The organism is Fulvivirga sp. M361 (genome assembly GCF_007097395.1).
Classification (GTDB): domain Bacteria; phylum Bacteroidota; class Bacteroidia; order Cytophagales; family Cyclobacteriaceae; genus Fulvivirga.
In genome coordinates this window covers 20,687-46,257 of record NZ_VKDC01000016.1, presented here as the reverse complement: position 1 = coordinate 46,257, position 25,571 = coordinate 20,687, and the positions used below count along the sequence as shown (strand labels likewise).

Annotated in this window: 18 protein-coding genes; 13 read left to right on the top strand and 5 right to left on the bottom strand. The window is 41.6% G+C overall.

Annotated elements, in window-relative coordinates; translation table 11 throughout:
* The first annotated feature begins 165 nt into the window (after nucleotides 1-165).
* The 4 genes from FNH22_RS17540 (at nucleotide 166) to FNH22_RS17525 (ending at nucleotide 6,957) form a co-directional block, all read left to right on the top strand.
* Nucleotides 166-4,674, top strand: a complete 4,509-nt coding sequence (locus FNH22_RS17540) for a gliding motility-associated C-terminal domain-containing protein (protein ID WP_143399731.1) — start codon at nucleotides 166-168, stop codon at nucleotides 4,672-4,674.
* 123 nt (nucleotides 4,675-4,797) lie between these two features.
* Nucleotides 4,798-5,145 (top strand): GxxExxY protein, encoded by a 348-nt coding sequence (locus tag FNH22_RS17535; protein WP_370513188.1) that lies wholly within the window; start codon nucleotides 4,798-4,800, stop codon nucleotides 5,143-5,145.
* Between the two features lie 45 nt (nucleotides 5,146-5,190).
* Nucleotides 5,191-5,997, top strand: a complete 807-nt coding sequence (ispE, locus tag FNH22_RS17530) for a 4-(cytidine 5'-diphospho)-2-C-methyl-D-erythritol kinase (protein ID WP_143399730.1) — start codon at nucleotides 5,191-5,193, stop codon at nucleotides 5,995-5,997.
* A gap of 66 nt (nucleotides 5,998-6,063) precedes the next feature.
* Nucleotides 6,064-6,957, top strand: coding sequence for a hypothetical protein (locus tag FNH22_RS17525; RefSeq protein WP_143399729.1), 894 nt, complete (start codon nucleotides 6,064-6,066; stop codon nucleotides 6,955-6,957).
* 6 nt (nucleotides 6,958-6,963) lie between these two features.
* Here FNH22_RS17525 and FNH22_RS17520 read toward each other — a convergent pair whose 3' ends face one another.
* The 4 genes from FNH22_RS17520 to tgt all read right to left on the bottom strand — a co-directional run bounded on the left by FNH22_RS17520 (nucleotide 6,964) and on the right by tgt (nucleotide 11,302).
* Entirely contained in the window at nucleotides 6,964-8,007 is a 1,044-nt protein-coding gene (locus FNH22_RS17520; protein WP_143399728.1) for a hypothetical protein, read from the bottom strand.
* 102 nt (nucleotides 8,008-8,109) lie between these two features.
* Nucleotides 8,110-9,021 (bottom strand): DMT family transporter, encoded by a 912-nt coding sequence (locus tag FNH22_RS17515; protein ID WP_143399727.1) that lies wholly within the window; start codon nucleotides 9,019-9,021, stop codon nucleotides 8,110-8,112.
* A 1-nt stretch (nucleotide 9,022) separates the two neighbouring features.
* The gene (locus FNH22_RS17510; protein WP_143399726.1) at nucleotides 9,023-10,096 is read right to left on the bottom strand and encodes an LptF/LptG family permease; all 1,074 of its coding nucleotides are present in this window, start codon (nucleotides 10,094-10,096) and stop codon (nucleotides 9,023-9,025) included.
* A gap of 75 nt (nucleotides 10,097-10,171) precedes the next feature.
* Nucleotides 10,172-11,302: a tRNA guanosine(34) transglycosylase Tgt gene (gene tgt, locus FNH22_RS17505; RefSeq protein WP_143399725.1), complete on the bottom strand. Its 1,131-nt coding sequence runs from the start codon at nucleotides 11,300-11,302 to the stop codon at nucleotides 10,172-10,174.
* Between the two features lie 172 nt (nucleotides 11,303-11,474).
* On the opposite strand from tgt, the gene FNH22_RS17500 reads away from it, so the two are divergent.
* The 8 genes from FNH22_RS17500 (at nucleotide 11,475) to FNH22_RS32810 (ending at nucleotide 22,515) form a co-directional block, all read left to right on the top strand.
* Nucleotides 11,475-12,581 carry a glycosyltransferase gene (locus FNH22_RS17500; protein ID WP_255518083.1) on the top strand — a complete coding sequence of 369 codons (1,107 nt, stop codon included), beginning with the start codon at nucleotides 11,475-11,477 and terminating at the stop codon, nucleotides 12,579-12,581.
* A complete protein-coding gene (locus tag FNH22_RS17495) occupies nucleotides 12,572-13,180 on the top strand; it encodes an RNA polymerase sigma factor (protein WP_143399724.1) in 609 nt (202 codons plus the stop codon). Before FNH22_RS17500 ends, FNH22_RS17495 begins: the two co-directional genes overlap by 10 nt.
* 24 nt (nucleotides 13,181-13,204) lie before the next feature.
* Entirely contained in the window at nucleotides 13,205-13,663 is a 459-nt protein-coding gene (locus FNH22_RS17490; protein ID WP_143399723.1) for a GNAT family N-acetyltransferase, read from the top strand.
* A gap of 125 nt (nucleotides 13,664-13,788) precedes the next feature.
* Nucleotides 13,789-14,421, top strand: coding sequence for a 16S rRNA (guanine(527)-N(7))-methyltransferase RsmG (gene rsmG / locus FNH22_RS17485; RefSeq protein WP_143399722.1), 633 nt, complete (start codon nucleotides 13,789-13,791; stop codon nucleotides 14,419-14,421).
* A 229-nt stretch (nucleotides 14,422-14,650) separates the two neighbouring features.
* Nucleotides 14,651-15,235, top strand: coding sequence for a Uma2 family endonuclease (locus FNH22_RS17480; protein ID WP_143399721.1), 585 nt, complete (start codon nucleotides 14,651-14,653; stop codon nucleotides 15,233-15,235).
* A 165-nt stretch (nucleotides 15,236-15,400) separates the two neighbouring features.
* Nucleotides 15,401-19,630, top strand: a complete 4,230-nt coding sequence (dnaE, locus tag FNH22_RS17475; protein WP_143399720.1) for a DNA polymerase III subunit alpha — start codon at nucleotides 15,401-15,403, stop codon at nucleotides 19,628-19,630.
* 306 nt (nucleotides 19,631-19,936) lie between these two features.
* On the top strand, nucleotides 19,937-21,697 hold the full coding sequence (locus tag FNH22_RS17470; protein WP_143399719.1) for a murein L,D-transpeptidase: 1,761 nt from the start codon (nucleotides 19,937-19,939) through the stop codon (nucleotides 21,695-21,697).
* A complete protein-coding gene (locus FNH22_RS32810) occupies nucleotides 21,694-22,515 on the top strand; it encodes a DnaJ domain-containing protein (RefSeq protein ID WP_143399718.1) in 822 nt (273 codons plus the stop codon). The genes FNH22_RS17470 and FNH22_RS32810 overlap by 4 nt, the downstream gene beginning before the upstream one ends.
* A 295-nt stretch (nucleotides 22,516-22,810) precedes the next feature.
* Here the strand turns inward: FNH22_RS32810 and FNH22_RS17460 are convergent, their stop codons facing one another.
* Nucleotides 22,811-24,589 (bottom strand): OmpA family protein, encoded by a 1,779-nt coding sequence (locus FNH22_RS17460; RefSeq protein WP_143399717.1) that lies wholly within the window; start codon nucleotides 24,587-24,589, stop codon nucleotides 22,811-22,813.
* Nucleotides 24,590-24,693: 104 nt separating this feature from the next.
* On the opposite strand from FNH22_RS17460, the gene FNH22_RS17455 reads away from it, so the two are divergent.
* Nucleotides 24,694-25,470 carry a carboxypeptidase-like regulatory domain-containing protein gene (locus tag FNH22_RS17455; protein ID WP_185154273.1) on the top strand — a complete coding sequence of 259 codons (777 nt, stop codon included), beginning with the start codon at nucleotides 24,694-24,696 and terminating at the stop codon, nucleotides 25,468-25,470.
* The last annotated feature ends 101 nt before the right edge of the window (nucleotides 25,471-25,571 follow it).

Genomic DNA, 25,571 nt, shown 5'->3' with positions numbered 1-25,571 from the left:
AGTTAAACAAATGAGAACCAAAAATAAAAAAAGTAACTTTTTTACCATAACGGCATTTTGTCGTTAATTGTATAAATTAGCCTTTTACGGATTAAAAAACTTTTCCGTGGCACAATCAGGACTGATTATTGCAGTTATGTAGTGTGAACAAAATAAAGATCAAAAATGTCCCATACTGAGCTTCGAAGGGTTTGTCTTTTGTTAATTTTTGTAGTTGGTAGCTTTTCAAACCTGTTAGCGCAGAGCTATTCGGGTATTAACTGGTATTTTGGCAATAATGATAAAAGTATACGTTTTACAAGACCTACGCTGGCTCCGGACACACTATCATTACCCAATATACTGGGAGCAGGTGGTGGAGCTGTAGCCACTGACGCCATCACCGGTGAAATATGGTTTTATACGGACGGAATAAACGTGTATGATCGTACAGACTTTCAGTTGGCTACCACAGTGGATGGAAGTACGACACGCAATCAGTCCGTAGCCATCTGCGAAAACCCTGCAAATTCAGATCAGTATTTTCTCTTCACGATAAACAATGCCGGGGCAATTGTTCAATCTATTTTTGATAAGACACAATTTCGGCCCGGGGGAGCATTCCCTGACAGTCCTGAAGGAAATTTCACATCACTGAACAATGCTGTAGCGCCTGTTACCGGTCCGCTTTCAGAAGGTATGATCATTTTATCCAATGATGCGTTGGATGGGTTTTGGTTAATTACCCAAACCCAGGGAGGTGACATCAATGTGACCGAGATTGACGGAACAGGCACCTTTAACACTACGACATTTGCTACCACACTAACTCAAATCGATAATTTTTCATTTCACCCTTCTTCTAATCAATTGGCAGCGGCCTCAGCACAGGCAGGTGAGGGAGTGGAATTATTTGATTTTGACCCGGCCACCGGAGCAGTTACTGCGTCAGCCACCAGCCTGGCGGCTATTACTTTTAACGGAGTGTATGATACAGAATGGAATAATAGTGGCCAGTACCTCTACGCTTCCGGTAATTTCGGCCAGCCCGAGGATAGCCTGATAAGGATCGACCTGAATGCCGTCCCCCCGACAGTCGAAAATATCCAGACCTTTGGTGTAACCAACAGCTTTGGCATACAGATAGCACCTGACAGTACAATATATCATTTATTCGAAGACCCTGCCGGGGCCTTTAGAGTAGGTAGAATTAACGACCCTGATACCAGTGATGTGGCACAGGTACTCTATGACCCAAGACCTTTTGACGTCCCAGACTTTCAGGCAGAACAGTTCCCTTCTTTCCTGCCGTTGATTGACCCGGATTTTACGCTTGACTTTTCCTTTTTTGGTGATTGTCAAAATGAACCTGTATTGTTCTTTCCTGAAATAAGCATTAACCCTGACAGCGTACGGTGGGATTTCGCAGGCGAAGGCAACAGCGCTTCATTGGCTCCTTCCTTTACCTTTTCGGATGCCGCAGGAAGCCCATTCACCGTTACTCTTGTAGCTTTTATTAACGGCCAGCCCAGGGCGGCTTCTCAGCAGGTCACAATAAATCCATTTGACATTAGTATTACGTTAGTTTCAGACACTACCTTCTGTAGAGAAGATTTTCCGCCTCCCTTTGGCACAAATGGAACGGCAAGTGTTGAAGCCGAAATCAGTGGAACACCTACTTCAGTAGTATGGTCTAACGGACAAACCGGTAATATCCTTGTGCCCGATTCTACTGGCTTTTATTACGTGGTAGCTACTGATGCTACAGGGTGTAGTACATACGCCGGAGTTCAGGTGAATACCTATGGTGAACAAGACCAACGTGGTAACATCTGGTATTTCGGAAACAATGCAGGTATTGATTTTAATCCACCTCCGCCTACCGAAGCTATCCCGTTTGGGGATGCCTCCATATATAACGGTGGTAACCAGCTCCGGATGCCGGAAGGTTGTGCTATCTACTGCGATAGAAACGGGCAGCCTCTATTCTATTCCGACGGTGTGGATGTATTCGACAGAGAAGCTAATCTACTTACACCGGCAAATAAAATAGGTGGTACAGCAGGCATTAGCCAGGGGTCTTCACAATCTGTACTTGTTCTGCCCTTTCCGGGAGATGAAACTCTTTTTTACTTATTTACTACAAATGAAGTGTATAACCCTAGTGGGAGCTATGAATTAAGATATTCGGTATTTGACCTCAAGCTAAACAATGGTTTGGGAGGAATGGTGCTTGACCAAAACGGTGAGATATCCACTATACTTTGCTCTGATGTCACTGAACGATTGGCAGGTAATGAAAACTGGGTGATCGTACACGAGTTAGGCAATAATAACTTCAGGGCATATCCTGTGTTAGGCGATGGTATCGGAACCCCGGTTATTTCAAACATAGGCGCCATTCATAATAGTGAATTGGAGAGTCGTGGTTACATGAAATTGAATGGGAATTCAAACCAGTTGGCTGTGGCTTACTCCGAAAGCACCAATAATAATTTTGTAGAATTATTTGATTTTGACAATGCTACCGGAGAAGTTTCCAACTACCTGCAACTGGATTTTAACAACCCGGTTTCAAGCGCAGGACCGGTAAGTGGTCAGGTGTATGGTATTGAATTTGGTAACAACGATAATAATCTTTTTGCCTCATTGATCGGTACGCCCAGTGAGATCTTTCTGTGGCATGTAGACACCACAACGATTGCCGGTAATATCACTGACCCTACTTACATCAGGGATTCTGTGGAAGTCGTAGACCTTAGTAGCCTTCCTGCTACTGATTCTATTGGCGCTCTGCAATTAGGGCCTGATGGTCAAATGTATGGCGCTATTCAAAACCAGCAATTTACAGTGACCATTGGAAACACAGGAACACGTTTCGGACAACCGGTACCGGTAGCAAATACTTTCGGTCTTGCGGCCGGGACTTCCAGTCAGCTGGGATTACCCAATTTCATCCAATTCAGCGGTTCCAGTAGCCAAAATGCAAGTTTAGCGGTAGAAAGTGGCTGTATTGATCAACCTCTTACCTTCACGGTAAATAATCCTTTAAACCCCAATCTCGAGATCTATTTCGTCAGCATCTTTCCCGAAGGAGATGAATCAAACGTACTGGTAGGTCCGATCCAGCTGACCCAAGACAATCCTGATTTTACCTTTTCTCTTCCCGACCCGGGTAACTATGTCGCCCGTTTTTTTATAGATCAGCAGTGTATCCCGCAACAATTGATCACGGATTCAGATCAACTGTTTGCCATCAATCCGCTCCCTACGGTCAGTAATATAGCCGTTACTGATCCGACAGGATGTGGTTTGCCTGATGGCAGCGCAATTGTGACTTTTTCTACTACAGGTAATATCACCTATTCCGTAAGTGGCCCGGTGTCCTACCCTGATCAAACGGTGACCACAACAGGCAGCACCAATGTGACCATACCTGCATTGTCTGCCGGCTTTTATACGTTGAATGCCGCATTTGATACCGGATGCTCTGAAACCTTCACCTTTATACTCAACGACCCGGTACCCTATACCCTTGCAGCTGTACAATCTCAGGGAAGTGATTGTGATGATCAGAATGGGGAGATCACCGTAACCTTATCACCTCTTGCCCAGGTACCGGCTGCTTATGATTGGGTACTAAACGAGCAATCCACTGGTACTACCGTAAGGACAGGTAATCAGGCGGACGATCCGGATAGTGATGGAGTATTTGTCATTACAGGTGTATCTACAGGCAACTATTTTCTGGAATTGACGGATAACGCGGGATGTATCTCTACGGTCAACGTGAGTATTACACCACCGCCTTCCATTACATTAACATTACCAGATCAGTTTTTCCAGGCCTGCGACGTAGATGAGATCGTTATCCCCATTACCACAAACAGTAATTCTTTGGTTGAGTTATTATCTCAAACCGGTGATCTCCTGACCAATTTCCGGGTGATCGGGCAAAATGATTCTATTGCCATTACAAACCCAGGTATTTCTGGAGAGCCTATTATATTCGGCATAAGAGCCCTGGGAGAAGACCCCATCTCATGTGATACGACCGTTGTGATACAAGTGATCTTTGATAATTCATCGCCAAATCCCTTTGACAGTCGTTATACTTTATGCCCATTTGAGAGCTTTGAATCCGGCAGGCAAGTCGTAATGCTGGAAAATCCTCCTTCAGGGTTTCAATCCGCACGATGGTTTGACAGAAATAGTGTTGAAATCGAAAGAATTAATGCCAGCGGCGCTTCTAACGTAACCGGATATAGGTTTTCACAAGCCGGGGACAGCATTATTATAGAAATTGCCCAACCCATAAGCGTAGAACTCACAAATGCTTTTGGCTGCCCTACGGTAGCCAGTATCGATATTGTACAAGACTGTAAGGGACGTATTAACGCTCCATCTGCCTTCTATCCTAACAGTTTGATCCCACGAAATCGACAGTTTGTGGTATTCCCATTTCTTATTCTCCCGGATGATTTCCAGATCTATATTTTTAATCGCTGGGGTGAAATGGTATTCCAGTCCGATAATCTGCAATTCATGCGTGAACAAGGCTGGAATGGCGGATATGATAATGACCCGGGCAGACCGGTGCCAGGAGGAGGTTATGCCTATCGCATCAACTACAAAAGCCAATTTGAACCTGACGAGTTAAAAGAGCAACGAGGTGGTGTAACACTGATTCGTTAATACTCCTTTCTCTGCGTCTCCGCGGTTAAAAATTTCTCACCGCAGAGACGCGGAGATGCAAAGGTTTTTTTATACTTGTCAGATTATGATCAGAGACGAGTATAATAACCTGTCAAGAGAAATATTAGATGCGAGTATTGCTGTGCACAAAGCAATGGGCCCGGGTTACTGGAATCTATCTATGAGCTATGTTTAATGAAAGAGTTGCTTTCCAGGGACATCAACGTTAGCCAACAAGTGGTCATTCCATTAGTATATAAAGGAACGAGGCTTGCCAAAGACTTTCACCTGGATATATTAGTGGAAAATGAGATCATACTTGAAATAAAATCAGTAGAAGGACTCTTACCCGTTCATGAAGCCCAAATCATTTCATACCTCAAGCTAGCAGATAAAAAACTCGGATTTTTAATCAATTTCAACGTACCATTGCTAAAACAAGGCTTCAAACGATTTGTTAACAATTTCTAAAATCTCTGCGTCTCCGCGTCTCTGCGTTAAAACAATTAGTACCATATGGTAGTCTTCCCAAACACCAAAATAAACATTGGCCTTAACATACTCTCAAAAAGAGAAGATGGTTACCATAATCTATCTTCGTGTTTCTACCCTATACCCTTTTGTGACATCCTGGAAGTGGTAAAAGCTGATGAATTTAATTTTAAGAGTACCGGCATTGCAATACCTGGCCATGAAAGCAATAACTTATGTGTGAAAGCATTTCACATGCTACAATCAGACCATGACCTCGGTAATGTCAATATACATCTCCATAAAGTAGTTCCCATTGGCGCCGGTCTTGGGGGAGGGAGTGCAGACGCTACCTACACCCTGACCGCACTCAACAAATTATTTGGCCTGAAGCTACCCACCTCTCAATTACAAGAATATGCTTCAAGATTAGGCAGCGACTGTCCTTTTTTCGTGGAGAACGTACCCGTAATGGCTACAGGAACGGGCACCACATTTGATCATAGCACAGTGAATTTAAAAGGGAAATACCTCGTACTCGTTTATCCTGACATTCATATTTCCACCCAGGAAGCCTATAGCGGTGTTACTCCCAAGGAACCCAAAACACAACTTAAGTCCATCCTGGAAACAATCGAAATAACAGCGTGGCCAAAATGGGTAAAAAATGATTTTGAAGATTCCATTACCTCTAATCACCCGGATATTGCTAAAATAAAAGAACGACTATATCAACTGGAGGCCTGCTACGCAAGTATGACCGGTTCAGGTTCTGCGGTATTCGGACTGTTTAATGCTGAACCCAGCCTAAAAGGCTTAAATTATCCTGTCTGCTGGCAGGGATGGCTTTAAAGTATCTAATAATTAGGTATTTACAGGTTTTTAGTACTTTTACTGTAACCTAAGCTCAATGGGTCTATGAAAAGAATTATACTGTATTTGATCGTTGCTTTATTTTACTTTCCTGCTTTCGGCCAGCTCACCGGCCACGTGAATTATGAGAAACTGGGCATTGCCTTTGACATTCCATCCGGATGGTACGGAGAAGAAGGGGACGGTATGTTAATTCTCCGGTCCACGAGTATACCGGGAGTGATTATGATCATTCCCCATAACCAAACTATTGAACAGCTCACACAGGACGCCAGAAATGGGATCACGGAAGGCGACGGCACTGCACTTAAGCTTTCAGGAGCATTGACCACCTTATCTGATCGGGCCGTTGGGGGACAGTTTTCAGGAACTATGGAATGGCAGCCGGCCACTGCTTACATTATCGGCATGTCTAATCCAAATGAACATGCTCCGGGAGTATACCTTGCAGCAACCACTACTAAAGATCAATACAATGCATCGTATCAACGTCTTTGTGAACAGATCTATCAATCCGTTCGCTTCTCTAAAACCAACCTGGGTACAGAAGTGGCCGAATGGAAAAAATGGCTGTCCGGCGTGCGACTCACCTACATGAATTCTTATTATTCGTCAGACTATACAAGTGGAGGTATATCAGGAGGATATAGCACAGAAAAAACGATTGATCTATGCAGCAAAGGGCACTTTAATTTTAACATGAATACAGACTCGTCGATTTCAGGCGATGGTGTTTCCGGATATTCTTATGGCAATAATGACGGGCAAGGCACCTGGGAAATTGGAGTTAGCGCACTAGGTGAAGTCAGGCTTATCCTTCATTTCCATGATGGCAAAGAACACAACTATACGCTTGACTATAGTGACGATGAATTGAAGTTGAACGGGACACGTTATTTTAGAACTACAGAGGGAAGATATGCCCCTGATTGCTATTAAACTTTCTTAACCCGATAATTTTCCAATATGAAAATTGCTTAGTTCATCAGTGAATCGCTCCGGATCATCAACGTAAAAAGCAATAGTAGTAAACGCTTTCTTTATTCCGTAAAACCTGTGAAGGATACACTCATTATGGAGGGTAACAAGAATGTTATGAGACTCCATGTCACCTAAAAGGGATAATCTTATCGTCTCACTATCCGTATCCATGTAAGATGAAGTGGTTTGTACTTCCTTTATCTGATCTAAAGCAATGGATGCTTCGCCAAAAATACCATATCGCAATTCCAATGTATTATCACTTTCTTTGATTGAAATGGGACGTTGATACATAGAACGGATCAAGCCAACTATTTGCAGTCCACTGTACACACTAATCCCCGAAATAATCCATGCTACCAGTTCACTCCATCGCTGTATCACTACATGGAATACGAATACTTCAACTACCACCAGGAGTATTATCGTGGCTAAAACTGGAATAGCTCCACTATTTTTATGATAGGAAAATTCATGCTGCTCCAGCTTCTTTTTGGACCAATTGAAAAAAGCATAATAGAATACAGCTATTTCTGTGGCTAAAAATGTATTCACCGGAGACGGTAACACTTGCGCAGTAGCACTTTTTAATGCTGTAAAAAAATCAGGCTTCGTTCCGGTAGCAGCTTTGTACAGTAAAACTGTTTTACGGACTTTTAAGACCACTATACCTAAAACCGTTAGTTCTACTATTGGAAATATCCAGGTTTTGATCCAATCCAAAAGTTGTTGTTGATCAGTTGGGATAATGAATGTGGCTATGGCTATCCCGGCTAAAAATAGGGTAACAGCCGTAAAATTTGGTATTGTACGGTTCTTTATAAGAATGAAATACAGGAACGGAATAGTGAAAGCCAGGTCAATGATTATACCTTTGGATAACGCTTCCGGATGATTTAGAAAAAAAACAGATCGAGAAAGCAGAATAACTGCCAACATTAATAGTAATGGAATGGCAACGATCAGTGCGTTATGGCTGATTTTAAAAATTCTGTTATCAACTCCCATAAGTTATTGTTCTTAAGCATTTTATAGTTAAACCTAAGAAATAAAAATAAGATATGTAGATATCAAAGCCGTAACGTAAAAACCACTCCGTTTAACTATGTCCTATCGTATCGGGTCTATACGCATTGCTTTTCTTTTATAATATCGATCTACAGCAGGGTAGCTGAGCACTGATAGTAACATCACAGCTGTACCAATATAAAACCCTGACTGCATTTTTTCTTTCTCACCAAAAAACAGTAATGCCAGAACGATACCATAAATTGGTTCAAGGTTTACGGTCAGATTGATCACAAAAGCAGAAAAGCGCTTCATAAGTTCCACCCATACCGAATAGGCATAAACCGTACAGATCAATGATAATATGCCGATATAAAACCAGTCTGTCAGGGTTGGGACCAATTGTAAGCCCGCTCTGTCCGTGAAATAAATACTGTAAAAGGGGAAAAACATGACTGTGCCCAGGCAGGCGCCCATCATTTCGTAATAGGTGATCATGTAATGGTTATGCCGTTTGGTGAACCTGGAATTGATCACGGAAAAAAGCGCCGCTAAAAATGCCGATACCAAAGCCATACCTAATCCCAGGGCATGGTCAAATTCAAATCGAAATATAACATAGAGGCCCAGAATGACCATCATACCTAGCCCCACTTCCAACATTTTTACCTTTTTCTTCCCCATGAGCGGCTCCAGGAGACTGGTCCATAGAGAGCAGGTAGCTAACCCAGCCAGGCATACGGAAGCCGTAGAAACCCGGGCGGAGGCAAAAAAAAGGATCCAATGAGCAGAAATAAGCATTCCTGTGCCTATCATTTTCAATATCTCCGATAGGCCTAACCTAAAATTTCTTTGACGGTAACACATCAAAAAATAGAGAATAACGGTTGCCAGCAACGTGCGATAGAAAACCAGTTCTACAGACGGTATTGAAATGAGCAAACCCAGGATAGCGGTAAAACCCCATATTAAAACAATGAAATGAAGCTTCACATAATCCCTTACCACTCCCATATCACCTCGGTACGTACTTGTACATTAAAAGCGAAATGGACCCAAAAAGGATATTAGGGATCCAGACCCCGACGAGCGGATCAAGTCCCCCGGCTTCTGCCACCGTCTTACTCATTATAAAAAAGAGGATGAATAAAAAGGACAGAAAGAAACCCAATGCAATCTGAAAGCCAGCCCCACCGCGTGTTTTACGCGCAGAAACGATGACTCCCATAAAGGTCAGGATCAAAATAGCAAAAGGGGACGTAAATCGCGTGTATTTTTCTACCCTGTAAACCTCCACATTACTTGCTCCACGGAGGGTGAGTTTATCAATTTCATCATCTAACTCATCGATGGTCATACCGTCATAGTTTCGGTAATCATTCTCAAATTCAGACGGATGTATGGCCAGCGTAGTGTCCATATTTTTACCCTCCTCGATTGTTTCAATCATACCATCCACACTCATGGTCTTCCAGGAGGTAAGCTTCCATTTATCCAATTCCTGATCCCAGGTGATCCTATTGGCAGTAAGTTTAGACAGTAATCGTGTGCCTTCCACCTTCTCAAGGGTAAAATTATATCCTACGTCTGACTGGTTATTGTAGCTTCTCATGTACAAATAAGTATTAGGAGCTACTTGCAGATGAATATTGGTTTTATTAAAATAAAACTTGCTCTTTAAATGTTCAATTTCAAAAGCCAGCCTGGATTTGTTGGAATTGGGTATCACCCAGCCGGTAAGTACGAAACTTACGGATGCAATTAAACAAGCTCCAATGGCATAGGGAACCAGTAGTCTTTTAAAAGAAACCCCACTGCTTAAAATAGCAATGATCTCTGTCCTACCCGCCAACTGGGCTGTAATAAATACCGTAGCTATAAAAGTAGTAAGGGGTGTGATGAAATTGGCTATCCAGGGGATAAAGTCCATATAGTATCCGATCACCTGCGGTGTGGAAACTCCGGCTTTGACAAACTTCTCCGTTTTTTCAGTGACGTCAATCACCAGTATGACCGAAACAATAATGAGTACGGTGAATACAAATGCCCCGAGGAACTTCTTTAGAATATATCTATCAATTAGCTTCAATGTACCTCTAACTTTTACTGATCTGTATAATGCTACAAAAGCGATAAAAAAAGCTGTCTTCCATACTTTTATTCATCACAATCTTCTATTTACCTTTTCTACCATTCCACTCTTCCAATCAAAAAACGTACCTTTTTGTATTTCTTCACGCGCGCTGTTCATCAGCCAAAGGTAAAAAGTCAAATTATGTATACTCGCTATCTGTGCACCTAAAATCTCTTTACTCATGATCAGGTGTCTCAAATAAGCCCGTGAATAGAATGTATCCACATATCCACCCAATTCAGGGTCGATGGGACCATGGTCACCTTCCCACTTTTTATTCTTAATGTTGATTATACCTTCTGAGGTAAACAACATTCCATTACGTGCATTTCTTGTTGGCATTACGCAATCAAACATATCTATGCCTAAAGCTATGCATTCCAAAAGATTAGCCGGTGTACCTACTCCCATTAAATAACGCGGTTTATCTACAGGTAGAATATCGCAGACCAGCTCGGTCATTTCATACATCATTTCAGCAGGTTCTCCTACCGATAACCCGCCAATGGCATTGCCTTCCCTGCCAAATGAAGCCACGGTTTCTGCGGCTTCTTTCCGCAGGTCTTTATAAACGCTCCCTTGCACTATGGGGAATAACGTTTGATTGTATCCGTATTTTCCTTCCGTAGCATCAAATCGATGACAACATCGCTCTAACCACCTATGGGTCATATGCATTGAATCTTTAGCATATTGGTAATCACATGGATAAGGGGTGCACTCATCAAAAGCCATAATGATGTCCGCTCCAATAGTCCGCTGAATATCCATCACATTTTCAGGAGTAAAAACGTGTTTAGAGCCATCTATATGTGATTGAAAGGTAACACCTTCCTCTTTGATCTTACGGGAATCGGCCAGAGAATAGACCTGGTATCCGCCACTATCCGTTAAGATAGGTTTACGCCATCCGTTAAAAGCATGGAGCCCCCCGGCGCTTTCGATAATATCCAGTCCGGGCCTCAGGTATAAGTGATAGGTATTCCCTAATATTATTTGCGCTTTAATGTCATTTTCCAACTCACGCTGGTGAACTGCCTTCACAGACCCCGCAGTGCCTACAGGCATAAATATAGGTGTTAGAATGTCACCGTGGTCAGTAGTCACTTTACCTGCCCTGGCTTTACTATTGCTATCTGCTCCCTGTATTTCAAATTTCATAATTGGCGGCAAAAATAGAATTTATTCTATGGAATGCCTAGCTACCCTCAGGTGCGGTATTTTACTGATACCAGGTATATTTCATTACTCAAAAAAACATTTCCTCATTTGGATATCTAATAAGCAGCATTGTCATAAATTCTTCTATATTTGGCGCTTTTCATCTGTAAGTATGGCACTTAACATTTTTTTACTCATCCTTTTTTTTTCGTCAATAACGGTCCAGCTAGTCTATCTTTTGATCTTTGGTTATAAGTTTAAAAGTTATGTCAAACCACAAAACACCACGATACAACCGGTCTCAGTAGTGGTATGTGCGCGTAATGAGCAGGAAAATCTGAAAAAGCTCATTCCATTATTACTTGATCAACAACACCCTGAATTTGAAGTGGTCCTTGTAAATGACCGGTCAACGGATGACACAGTAGACTGGTTCAGAGAAAACTATGCTTCGCAAGAAGGTATTAAGATCATACAGGTAGATTATAAGCCCGAGCATCTGGATGGAAAAAAATATGCCATTACGCTAGGGATCAAAGGCGCACAACATGATCATATTCTGTTTACGGATGCTGACTGCCGGCCCAAGTCTGACCAATGGTTAACGGCTATGTCAGCTGGTTTTGATACCAAGAAAAAAGTGGTACTAGGATATTCCGGTTATGAACAACTCCCAGGTTTCCTCAATTATTTCATTCGTTTTGAAACGCTTTGGACAGCCATACAGTATTTAGGGTTGGCTATGACAAGGTTCCCATATATGGGAGTGGGTCGTAACATGGGGTATTCAAAAAAACTTTTCCTGAAAAATAAAGGTTTTCACGGCTATCAAAATGTAACGGGTGGGGACGACGATCTCTTCATCAACAAAAATGCTCATGCAGAGAACACTTCAGTAGTCATTGGTTATGAAGCCACTATCTGTTCCATTCCCAAAACCACCTACAAGGCTTTTTTCAAACAAAAGTTAAGACATCTTTCAGTAGGCAGGCACTACTCTGGCAAGAGCAAAACCATTTTGTCTTTATTTTCGATAAGTCATTTATTAAGCTGGGTTTTGTTAATCTCATTAGGGATGCTTAGAATTGAACTAAGCTTGATAATTGGTGGTTTTTTAGTAAGAACTTTAGTGCTACATGTTACGTTTATGTTGGCATGCAAAGCGCTGGGAGAGCAATTCAAAATTGCAGGATTACTGATTTTAGAGTGTTCTTTTGCGATTTATTACAGTCTGGTGGGTATAACAGCCTTGTGCACAAAAAAGGTTAGATGGATTTAAAAAAGCAGTTCTCGGATAAAGCACTCGAAGATTTTAAGCTTATTGATCAGGCAGTCAAAGAAGATGATGAGCAGGCTTTTGCTATGCTCATGGAGCGTTACAAACGGCCTGTATACCATATGGTACTCAAAATGGTACGTAATGTGGACGATGCAGAAGACCTGACCATAGAAGCTTTTGCCAAGGCATTCAAAAATTTGCATCGCTTCAAAAAAGACTACACATTTAGCACCTGGCTCTTTAGAATTGCTACGAATAATGCCATTGATTTTATTAGAAAGAAAAGACTGGAAACGATGAGCCTGGATACATCATTTACTGATGATAACGGAGAGGCTGTCCAAATAGATGTAGAAGACAAAAATTTAAACCCTCAGGAAGAAGCTATTAAAAGTCAAAAGATTGAGCTTATACAGTTGTTTGTCACAAAACTGCCGGCCAAGTACCAGCGGTTAGTAAAGTTGCGCTATTTTGAAGAACTCTCTTACGAAGAAATTGCCAAAGAATTAGATGCTCCGCTAGGTACAGTTAAGGCACAATTACACCGTGCCAGAGAACTTATGTATGACCTGGTTAAGAATAAAAAGGAACACATCTGATCAGTAACAAAAAAGTTTCAGACATTGCCATTACGGAGTGTTACCATTTATCAGGGTACGATAAAAGAAGTAGTAAATCTATCTTTGCAGGTTCCCGAATTTAAAAATTCATACCCCGAAGAGGAGTATATCACCAGGTTAAAGAGCAAGAAATCTCTGGTGTTAGTAGCTTCCTATAATGGTAAACCGGCAGGATTCAAAGTAGGATATGACAAAGATGAGGACGGCTCTTTTTACAGCTGGATGGGTGCAGTAATACCTTCTTTCAGAAAACTGGGAGTAGCTCAGAAACTAGCCGATTATCAAGAAAACTGGGCCATAAAAAATGGATATGACCGTATCCGGCTCAAGACCCGGAATTACCTCAAACCTATGCTCATATTTGCGTTGCAAAATGATTTTAATATTATAAATGTAATTTCATATCCTAGGGTCAGGGACAATCGTATTGTGCTTGAAAAGGAACTTGGCTTTCACCTTTAACCACACATCATCCATACAAGGTTAAACGGGGATCATTTCACGCAAATAAAAGTAAAACCACAAATCAAAATGCTTAATCATGGGCGCCCTAAGCAGTAATTTCATAAAACCATCTTATCCCTATTATGTCCGCTGATATTTTATTTGAACACTTCCCTGCACTTTCAACGGTACAAAAAGACCAGTTCACCCGGTTAGAAAGCCTTTACAAAGAATGGAACGAAAAAATCAACGTTGTCTCCCGTAAGGATATTGATGAATTATATGTCAGGCATGTACTCCATTCACTGGGGATTGCTAAGGTCATAGATTTCAAACCAGGCACAAAAATATTAGATGTAGGAACCGGAGGTGGTTTTCCGGGCATACCATTGGCCATACTTTTTCCTAAGTGCCAGTTCCACCTGGTGGATTCAATTGGTAAAAAAATCAAGGTGGTTAACGAGGTAAAAGATGCTCTTGGTTTGAAAAATGTCACTGCTGAGCAGACCCGGGCGGAGCAGGTTACTGAAAAATATCATTTCGTGGTAAGCAGGGCTGTCACCCGAATGAAACCATTCTATCAGTGGATAAAAAGCAAATTTGCCCCAGATTCATTCAATGAACTCAATAATGGTGTCCTTTACTTAAAGGGAGGTGACTTAAAAGAAGAATTAAAAGAATCCAGGCTCCCTTATCAGTCTATTTCACTTTCCGAATACTTTAGTGATCCTTTTTTTGATACCAAAAAGGTGGTTTATATACCGATAGTCCGTTAACCTTTCCTCCCGTAATATAAGTCATTTGAAAATCAGGAATGTTCAAAGAGTACGTGTCCATTACATGCGTAAATTTGAGTAGCAGATTAAAATAAATTGCAAATATTATTAGTCTGTGCTGTAAGGCTTGTTAACTTTATATACCTTTTAAAGGTCTAAGCACCATATCATACGCTGACAATGGTAAAATCATTGCTGTAAAAAGCTGGATATCAAAAAACAGTATCTAATGCCTATACAACCTTCTCGTAGATTAATTAATGTAGAAGAATATTACAGCATGGCTGAGGCGGGTATATTAACTGATAAGGACCGTGTGGAGTTGATACATGGGGAGATACTTGAAATGAGTCCGATAGGTAGCAGGCATGCATCAGTGGTAATGAGAATGAACAATGTTCTTAGCGAGTTAATAAAGAAAGACGCCATTGTTAACATTCAAAACCCTATCCGGATCAATGATCTGAATGAGCCGGAGCCTGATATCACACTACTGAAATATCAAAATGATTATTACGCTGACCATCACCCTCAGCCCAAAGATGTGCGGATCGTCATAGAAGTATCAGATTCTACTTATGCTTATGACAAAGAAATAAAGCTTCCGCTTTACGCTTCGGCCAGGCTGCCCGAATACTGGATCATTAACCTGGAAAAAAGCGAAATAGAGGTCTACAAAACTCCTTCCGGTAATAGGTATAAAAAGATGGAGATCTTTTATTATGATGATGAGATCAGGATTGACTTTTGTAGCAGACTTATCAAAGTCAAATCGCTGATCGGCACGAATGACAGATCATCTAACGGAAAATAAAAATTGTATTGGTCAGATTATTCATTCCTGAGGTTAATACTATTTGAATTTTCAGCCCGAAGAATGTATGTAATTTCGCCCGGTGTCTCTGGTGTTCGCTGAAATTTTACGAACTTTAACTGAGCAAAGTATCACAGCTTTGCGAACCACTACAAACCTTGCAATATGTACCTGATCTTTGACACGGAAACCACCGGCTTACCGCACAATTATACTGCACCTATTACCGATCTTGATAACTGGCCCAGAATGGTACAGATCGCATGGCAGTTGCACGATGCACATGGTAAATTGCTTTCCAACCATAACCTGATTGTAAGACCGGAAGGTTACACCATTCCTTATAATGCGGAAAAGATTCACGGTATCTCTACCAAAAGAGCTCTGGAAGAAGGGCATGACTTAAAAGAAGTGCTGGAAACTTTTTCAAAGGACCTTGAAAAAGCACAGATAGTTGTCGGGCATAATATTGATTTTGACAACAGGATTGTTGGCGCTGAATTCGTACGGATCGAACAGGAACCACGAGGAAATGACCTTCAGGATTTCGAAAAGATAGACACTGCCGAAGTATCGATTGACTACTGCCAGCTTAAAGGAGGTCTCGGTGGCCGGTTAAAAGCTCCCAAGCTGATTGAACTGCATGAAAAGCTTTTTGGTGTAGGGTTTGGTGACGCACACGATGCTGCATATGACGTAGATGCCACTACAAAATGTTTTTTCGGTCTTATCACTGAAAAAGTAGTAAAGCCACAGGAAGGAATTTTACCGGAAGAGGTACATTATGAAGCGCCGGTCCTGGACGATGCTAATTTTGCTAAAAAGGAAAAAAAGGCTTCGAGCGGACTAGGGGGTGACCGAACGGCAGCCGAAAAAATTGAAGAACCCTATGTTCATTTGCATGTACATTCTCAATACTCTGTACTACAAGCGGTACCTAACATCAAGGGTATCATAGCCAAGGCCAAAGAGTATGATATGCCTGCAGTAGCCATCACTGACCTGGGCAATATGTTCGGGGCCTTTAAATTTGTGAGGGAAGCTCTGAACAATGAAATAAAGCCTATTGTTGGTTGTGAGTTTTATGTGGCTGAAGAACGTCTGAAATTAAAATTCACGAAGGACAATCCTGACAAACGGTACAACCAGGTACTCCTCGCAAAAAATAAAAGTGGCTATCATAACCTGGCAAAACTCAGTTCACTAGGATATATAGAAGGGCTTTATGGCATTTACCCCAGAATAGATAAGGCGCTGATAAAGGAATACTCAGAAGGTGTAATAGCTCTTACAGGCGGACTTTATTCGGAAATACCTTCTCTTGTGCTTAATGTGGGAGAACACCAGGCAGAAGAAGCATTTCAATGGTACCTGGAAGTATTTAAAGAAGACTTTTATGTAGAGCTGATCCGTCATGGCCTGGAGGAAGAAAACAGGGTCAATGAAGTCCTGTTAGCATTCGCCCGAAAGTATCACGTTAAAGTAATTGCTGCTAACGATGTGTATTACCTCAATGAACAGGACTCGGAAGCACATGACGTTTTACTTTGTGTGAAAGAGGGTGAAATGAAGTCTACCCCCATTGGACGAGGACGTGGCTACCGTTTTGGGTTTCCGAACCATGAGTATTATTTCAAATCACAGGATGAGATGAAAACGCTTTTCAGCGACGTGCCTGAAGCGATACGTAACCTGAACGAACTAATTGGAAAAATTGAAGAATACAAGCTTGACCGGGACGTGCTGCTTCCGGCTTTTGATATTCCTGATAAGTTCAAAGACCCACAGGATGAAGAAGATGGTGGGAAACGAGGAGAAAATGCCTACTTGCGGCACCTTACCTATGAAGGAGCAAGGGAGCGTTACGATGAAGTGACCAGCGAAATTACCGAACGTCTGGACTTTGAACTAGATACCATCCGCAATACCGGTTATCCAGGTTATTTCCTTATTGTGCAGGACTTTACTCGGAAAGCACGTGAAATAGGCGTTTCAGTAGGCCCGGGTCGTGGCTCTGCGGCCGGAAGCGCTGTAGCATATTGTATCGGGATCACCAATGTAGACCCGATTGCCTACGACCTGCTGTTTGAGCGTTTTCTTAATCCTGATCGGGTTTCATTACCAGATATTGATATTGACTTTGACGATGAAGGTCGTGATAAGGTAATTCAGTATGTGATCGACAAATATGGTAAGAACCAGGTAGCCCAGATCATCACTTACGGCACTATGGCCGCAAAATCCAGTATACGTGATGCAGCGCGGGTTATGGAGCTGCCTTTAATGGAGGCCAATGACCTCGCAAAACTGGTGCCTGAAAGGCCAGGTACCACACTGGACAGAGCGTTCAAAGAAGTACAGGAACTGGAAGGAGTGCGCAAAGGCACTGACCTGAAAGCAAAAGTATTGAACCAGGCGAAAGTATTGGAGGGGTCTGTAAGAAATACAGGTACCCATGCATGTGGTGTAATTATAACACCTGATGACCTCACCAAATTTGTGCCCGTATCTACAGCACGTGACTCTGAAATGCTGGTAACACAGTTCGATAACAGTGTGGTGGAAAATGCAGGTATGCTTAAGATGGACTTTCTTGGGCTCAAAACACTCACCATCATCAAATCAGCACTTAAGATCATAAAAGCCCGGCACAGTGTGGATATTGACATGGATGCCGTAGCCCTTGATGATCAAAAAACGTATGAATTATACCAAAGAGGATTAACCAACGGTACGTTCCAATTTGAGTCACCCGGGATGCAAAAACATCTTAGGTCTCTCAAGCCTGATAAGTTTGAAGACCTGATCGCAATGAACGCGCTTTACCGCCCTGGCCCGATGGAATATATCCCCAATTTCATAGCCAGAAAGCACGGGGATGAAGAGATCACTTATGACATCCCTGACATGCAGGAAAACCTGGCCGAGACCTATGGTATCACGGTCTATCAGGAGCAGGTAATGTTACTTTCTCAAAAACTGGCAGGTTTTTCAAAGGGTGACGCCGATGTACTGAGAAAGGCAATGGGGAAAAAAATATTTGCCCTGCTGGAAAAATTAAAGCCCAAATTCATAGATGGCGGTAAGGAAAATGGTCATGACCCCGAAATATTGGAAAAAGTCTGGAAAGACTGGGAGGCCTTTGCGGCTTATGCCTTCAATAAGTCTCACTCCACCTGTTACTCACTTGTAGCTTACCACACCGCTTACCTAAAAGCGCATTATCCCGCAGAATATATGGCTTCGGTGCTCACCCATAACCAGAGTCATATAGAAAAAGTCACCTTCTTTATGGAAGAGTGTCGAAACCTGGGGATAAAAGTATTGGGCCCTCATGTCAATGAATCTTATAAGGACTTTGCCGTAAATAAGGATGGAGAGATACGCTTTGGTTTAGGTGCCATTAAAGGATCCGGTGAAGCTGCGGTAGAAGCGATCATAGAAGAACGTAAGGCTAATGGACCTTTCAAGGACATCTTCGATTTTGCGGAGCGCATAAACCTGCGACAGGTCAACAAAAAAACTTTTGAGTGCCTGGCTATGTCAGGTGCATTTGATTGTTTCGAAGAGTACCACAGAAGGCAGTACCTGCATGCCGCAGAAAATGATACTACTTTGATCGAGAAAGTGATCAAATATGCCAATAAAATGCAAATGGAAGCAGAAAGTGCCCAGGCTTCACTGTTTGGTGGGGCGAGTGGCATGGAAAATCCCAAGCCAACGATACCACCTATAGAACCTTTCGGCGATATTGAAAAATTAAACATTGAAAAAGAGGTGGTGGGTCTCTATATATCAGGCCATCCGCTGGACAAGTTTGGTTTTGAAATGGACAATTTTTGCAACACTGAACTAAATGAACTCAATGACCTACCCGCACTTCAGGGGAAAGAAATACGAATGGCCGGAATTGTATCATCCTTTGCACATCGCACCACTAAAGGGGGTAAACCTTTTGGAACCTTAACACTGGAAGATTATAATGGCAACTTTACGTTTTTTCTATTTGGTGATGACTATATCAAATTCAAAGAGTACCTGATGCAAGGTTGGTTTCTCTTCCTACAGGGTAACGTGGTAGAACAAAAATGGGGTGACAACCGACTGGAATTTAAGATAAGAAGCATTGACATACTCAACGATCTCAGGGATAAAAAAACCAAAGGAGTAAAAGTCAATGTCAACTTAAATGAGATCAGCGAAAATGTGATCGAACAGATTGAAACACTATGCACTGAGTTCAAAGGTGAGTGCTCTTTTCACCTTAACCTGGTGGACATGGAAGAGAAAATGTCTGTGGAACTAATGTCGCGCAAGTACAAGGTGAACCCAAGCAATGAATTGATGAGTAAAATAAAACTAATACCAGAAGTAAATTGTGAGATTCTCCTGTAAGATCCACTCCAATTTCAAGAAGAAGGATATAGTATTACGCGTCGAGGTCAGAAAGTTTACGGAGTAAGAAAATATACCAGGCTAAAAAACTGACTTAGATTATTACCCCCTGGTTATCAGTGAATAATAGATCAGATTATACCCAAAAGGTATGAAAGTAAAACTCTATTACTTTTTAATCATATACTTTAAAAAACGTTACGGATAACACCTAACCGGATGGGACATGAAAATTTTTGTCGTCATTTAAGATAATTTATTCTATTATCTTTGCATATTGAAAGAGTTGCTAATACCTTAATAACAATGAAATTAGGAATAAACATCAGCCTGATTTTACTCTGTTTGCCGGGCATTTTTTTATGTGGATGCGGCCAAAAAACGGTCATAGTGCAGACTGGTAATGATAGCAGTGCGATAGAAGAAAATGTGGAGAGCCTTGGGGAGGTTAATGAAGTCCCTAAAGAACTCGTTCAGCAGTACATGCTGGCCAGTATTGATACTATCGACTCCAGGCGATATATTCGTGACCCTCACTTTCATCGGATACTTTTTAAAGAACTGAAAACGTATTACCGCTTAAATGATTATAACCTGGTATGGAGTACTTTATCCTCACCTACCAATGAAGCTAAAACGTTGCTGAACCAACTCGCACTATGTGAAGAACATGGTTTGTTTTCAGAAAACTACCAGTTGGACGAGTTGGTAAACCTGATAAGTGAGGTCTATATCTATTCGTCCGAGGTGAATGTTAGCCAAGTTATCCATCTGGATATAATGCTTTCTGCCGCATACATTACTTATGCATGGCATTTGTACAATGGGCAGATAGAGGCCTCCGACCTGGGCGAATATTGGCACTCTTCCAGAAAGCACACAGAACTATCTCTCTACCTGGCGGATAAAGGCTTCAAGGAAGGCGTCCGGCTGATCATACCCAAAAGACAAGCTTATGACAACCTGAGAAAAAAGCTGGCTATTTACCTCTCCATTGAAGAAGAAGGTGGCTGGCCTTTGATCCCTGACTCTGTCAGAATGTATCCTGGTGAATCCCATGAACTGATCTACTTGCTTAGAGAACGGCTTTTTTATACAAACGATTACAAAAAGGGGTTGGCAAAAACTTCAACGGAATATGTATATGGCCCGGAACTGCAAAACGCAGTCAGTACATTCCAAAAACGTCATGGTCTGGCACCTGACGGACTCTTAAATAAAGAGACCATAGCTGCTATGAATGTATCTGTGGAAGAAAGGGTAGACCAGATAAAGATCAACCTGGAAAGATTCCGATGGTTGCCTGATGATTTGGGTGATCTTCATTTATTGGTGAATATTCCTGAATTTATGGTAAAGATCTACAAAAAGGAAAAACTGATGGATGCATTGAAAGTGATCGTAGGAAAGGCGGATCATCAGACTCCTATTCTTCATGACCAGGTGGAATACATCACTTTCAGTCCTTCATGGTCTGTACCTGACCAGGCATTTAATCGAAAAATATTGCCTAAAGTAAAAGAAAACCCTGAATACCTGGATAAAATAGGCTATCGACTTTACGCTAGGTCGGATGTGAAAGGAGAGCGCCCCCTGGATATTCGCTCCATCCAATGGAAAGACCTCAAAATCATCAATAACGACTACAGGGCCGTACATCCTCCCGGACCTAATGACAACATACACGGGCAAATCAAATTTGCCATGCCTAATAGTGAGGACCTCTTCTTATGTGATGCCTCCACTACCTCGCTGTTCGATTTTTCCTTTAGAGCATTCAACTACTCATCCATAAGTGTTGAAAAACCGGAATTACTGGCCAAGTACTTGCTAAATGACAGGAAGTGGGATGTAAGACGAATAAAAGCCAGTATGTCACAGCACACACCGGAAAGTACGATCCTCAAGGAAAAAACACCTGTTCATGTAGTTTACTTTACTGCCTGGGTAGATGACGAAGGTGTGATGCAATTCCGTGACGACATTTATGGATACGATATCCGGCAGGCAGAACTTATGCAGCTGGAAGAACATCGGTGGCTTAAAGAGCAGTCGTTCATAGAATGACCAATTATTACCTTGACAGGCTGGAAGTACAACCGGGTGCGAGTGCCGCTGAGATCAAAGCAGCCTACCGAAAACTGGCAAAACAGTTTCATCCCGATGTCAATAAATCCCCGGAAGCCGAAAGACGCTTTATCGAAATACATGAGGCCTACAAATTTCTCACAGAAGTAGGGCCTGCACCCAACAATGAATCCATCAGTTATAATTTTGACCCAAGGGAACAAGCCTATGACGCATGGAGAGAGAAAGCTAAAGCATATGCACAAGAGAAAGCACGTGAGGCTAAAAAGGAGCAAAAACGCTTGTTAAAACAGCTATATACCTACTTCAATTATGCTGCTATTGTCATAATGCTATTAAACCTCTTACTGCTCATAGATTATTATCTACCGGAACACAGGACGCAGAAAAAGGTAATAGCTGTTTACAAAGTAATTGAAAAAAGCAGGTCAAACCAGGTTATCTATAAATATGATGATGTTCAGTTTGATGGATTTCGTATGCGAGTAAAAAAAGAGCAATACCTGGAACTGGGCGAGGTCAGTGGAGCAGAAATTGTATCCACCCCATTGTTAAAAACACTGAAACAGGCTGATTTTCAGTTAAAAAATGAAATACTTAGCATAAACCCAGCATACTATATCTACACAATATTTACTTACCTGATCCCTCTGATGCTCATTGCCAATATGGCTTACTTCACGATGTATTCTGATAACCAGAATAAGATTACCCTGGCCATTACCATAATTTTTGGATCAGCCATCCAACTTTATATTTTCATCCAGTTCGCTATGGTCAACCAGGGATTGGGATGAAATAAGTCTTGAAAGCTAATTTTGATCTCTTTATGGAAGAGCTTAGAGCCTAGTATACTAGTGTCATGTCACACCTCAAATGGCGGTTACACTATTTTTTAGGTCTCATTCTTAAAGTAGGCAGTAGGCAATCTGCAAATAGCGTTTATAATCTAACTCTAAACGTCAATTGAGCATTGACACGACACTAGTATAGAAATGAGGTTCGGTGACCGGCAGTTGGTAGATGTCGCTTTTAAACCAAAAAAGCAGCTCAAGAATACTCAAGCTGCTTTTACCAGGCATTACTACCTGCTTATTTTTTCAATACGGTAAATTCCACACGTCTGTTAACAGCCCTTCCTTCATCTGTACTATTGGTTTCCAAAGGAACAGTCTCACCATAACCGCGCGCCTCCAGGCGATAGTCATCAACACCATTCTGTATTAGATAGTTAACTACGGCCTCTGCCCTACCTTGTGACAAATTTAGATTATAATCATCAGAACCTTTACTATCGGTATGCCCGGCTATTTCAATCTCAACAGACGAATTGTTTGTCAAAAACTCTACCACTTTATCCAGTTCAACAAAAGACTCGGACTTCAATGTTGTTTTATCAAAGTCGAAAAAGATATTATTCAAACGCACTGTAGTACCCACTTCTATGATATTCAAATAGATATCTTTACTGAGCAACGTTTGTCCATCGTTACCATAATTTATGCTGTCATTACCATTGATATACCCTTCCGCAGTAGCAGAAATCCCAAACCAACCCTTTTTAGACAGTTCCATTTCATAGTACCCTTCTTCTACTCGCTTACGATAAACCCTTTGATTGTCAGTATTGAAGGTCACTTCAACTCTTGCTGATATTGGTTCATTTGTCTTGGCATCGAATACCGTCCCTGATAAAATTGCGTTACGTTTGACAGGCTCCATCTTAAAATCTTTTAACAGCACCGTATCATTAATCACATTCACAATAGAGAGGTCTCCTTCTGTGGGATGGTGCCCTTCGCTGGTCAAAGCAAAAGAATAACTTCCTTCCTCCGGCAACTTCATAGCGTATGTTCCTATACCATTTTCTACTATTACCGTATCCATTACTTTTCCTTCATGGGACACCAGCATCCGCGCTCCTATACCATCGTTCGTCTTCCGATCTGTCACCAGTCCTTTGAGGGTTATGGTCACCGGTCGTTCTTCCAATTGAAAAATATCCAGGTTACCTCCGTCTATTGTATTTCCTGATTGTGTGGTAAAAATATTACCATGGGTATCCACAGACATATAACTGTCAAATGCTCTTGTATTGAGAGGTCGACCTACATTTATGGGGTCTGACCAGTTAAGCCATGTATCATCCTGTCGTATTGTTTTCCAGATATCCATCTGCCCGATGCTGTTCTCTTTTCTGTTGCTGGCGAAATACATGGTTTTATCATCGGGCGCAAGGTAAGGTGCAAATTCATCACGCCCCGTATTAATGGCGCCGCCTAACTTTACCGGACGGGACCAACTCCCGTCACCTAATTTTTTGGTCATATATAAGTCACTGAAAGTGGACTTCTCTTTTTCATTGAAATACAAAATCATAAAATCACCGGTAGAAGACATGGTAGCTCCATAGAACTTCCCCTGGTTCATTTTCTTGAAGTCAGCTACCTTAATTTCTTCCGGGCTTGACCATTTATCGCCATTACGATGGGTAAAAGAAAAACCTGCTGAATTCTTACCAGACCCACCCCGTATCAGCAGCGTATTTCCGTCTGGCATCACTGTAAATACCTGGTTGGCTTTGCTGTTATTCAATGGCTTACCCAAATGTTGTGCAGGTCCCCAATGACCTGTTTCATCAAGTTTTGAATACCAAATATCCTGACTGCCATCTTTTCCATACGTATTGTCAGGATGGTTACTTACAAAAAAGTAAAGGGTTTTACCATCAGCAGAAACCACTGGTGCGGCTTCGTGATGACCTGTATTTACTTTGCGGCCGAGGTTAACCAACCTGTACCTGCCATTAAACTCCTGAGCCAAACAAAAACTACTATAGACAACAATGCAAAAAGTGTAAAAATATTTCATGCAGAGTATTTTTGATGGGTAAATATATACATTCAATAGTTCTAATTAAACTTTACTTCAATTACCTTTCAAATATCATTTTTGAGAATTATTCGTTAAACTTGATGGTGCGTATAATTTTGATATTGTTTTGCTGCATTCTAGTGCACGATGTCTTTGGTCAGGAGACACTTGTAGAAATTACAGGAGAGATCATCAATGCAGAAACACAGGAGCCTGTACCCTATGTCCATGTGGTAAATAATCACCTTAATCAGGGAACAGTAAGTAATACCCAGGGAAGGTTCTGGATTTCCATGGAGAAAACAGATACTTTGTTGATCTCTGCCATTGGGTTTGAAACCTATGCTTTTATGCTCAAAGAACAGATCACCTCCATACGCCTGGAAGTGACTATAGAGTTAAATACTTCCAGTATGGAATTGGAAGCTGTAGATGTCTTTGCGTTCAGGAATGAAGAGGCATTAAAAAAAGCACTACTGGAAACTAAGGTACCTATCCAGGAAGCTAAAAGGGGTATACAACTACAGGTACCAGGATTTTATTATGGCCCTAAAAAAGAAGTAAAACCTTCCATTGGTAGTCCAATAAGCTTTCTCCATAGTAAATTCAGTAAAGAAGTAAAGGAGCGTAAGCAACTTGCCAAATACGAGCGACAACAAAACTACCAAAAACTAATCCGGGCAAAATATAATGAAGCCGTAGTCATAGAGTTAACCGGCCTTCCAAAAGATAAAGTGGAAGAGTTCATGGAGTTCTGCAAACTCGATAATTCCTTCCTGGGTCCCGCTTCCGAATATGAAATCGCAATAGCTGTCAATCGCTGCTTTACAGATTTTAAGGAATTGACACCAGTAGATTCTTTAGTGGACGAAAATTAAAACCGTTTTCCCAATCCTTATTCTATAAAATAAAAAAGGCTGTTCTACGAACAGCCTGTGCAAGCAAAGAGGTTAATAAATTCATTTAAAATAAAAATACA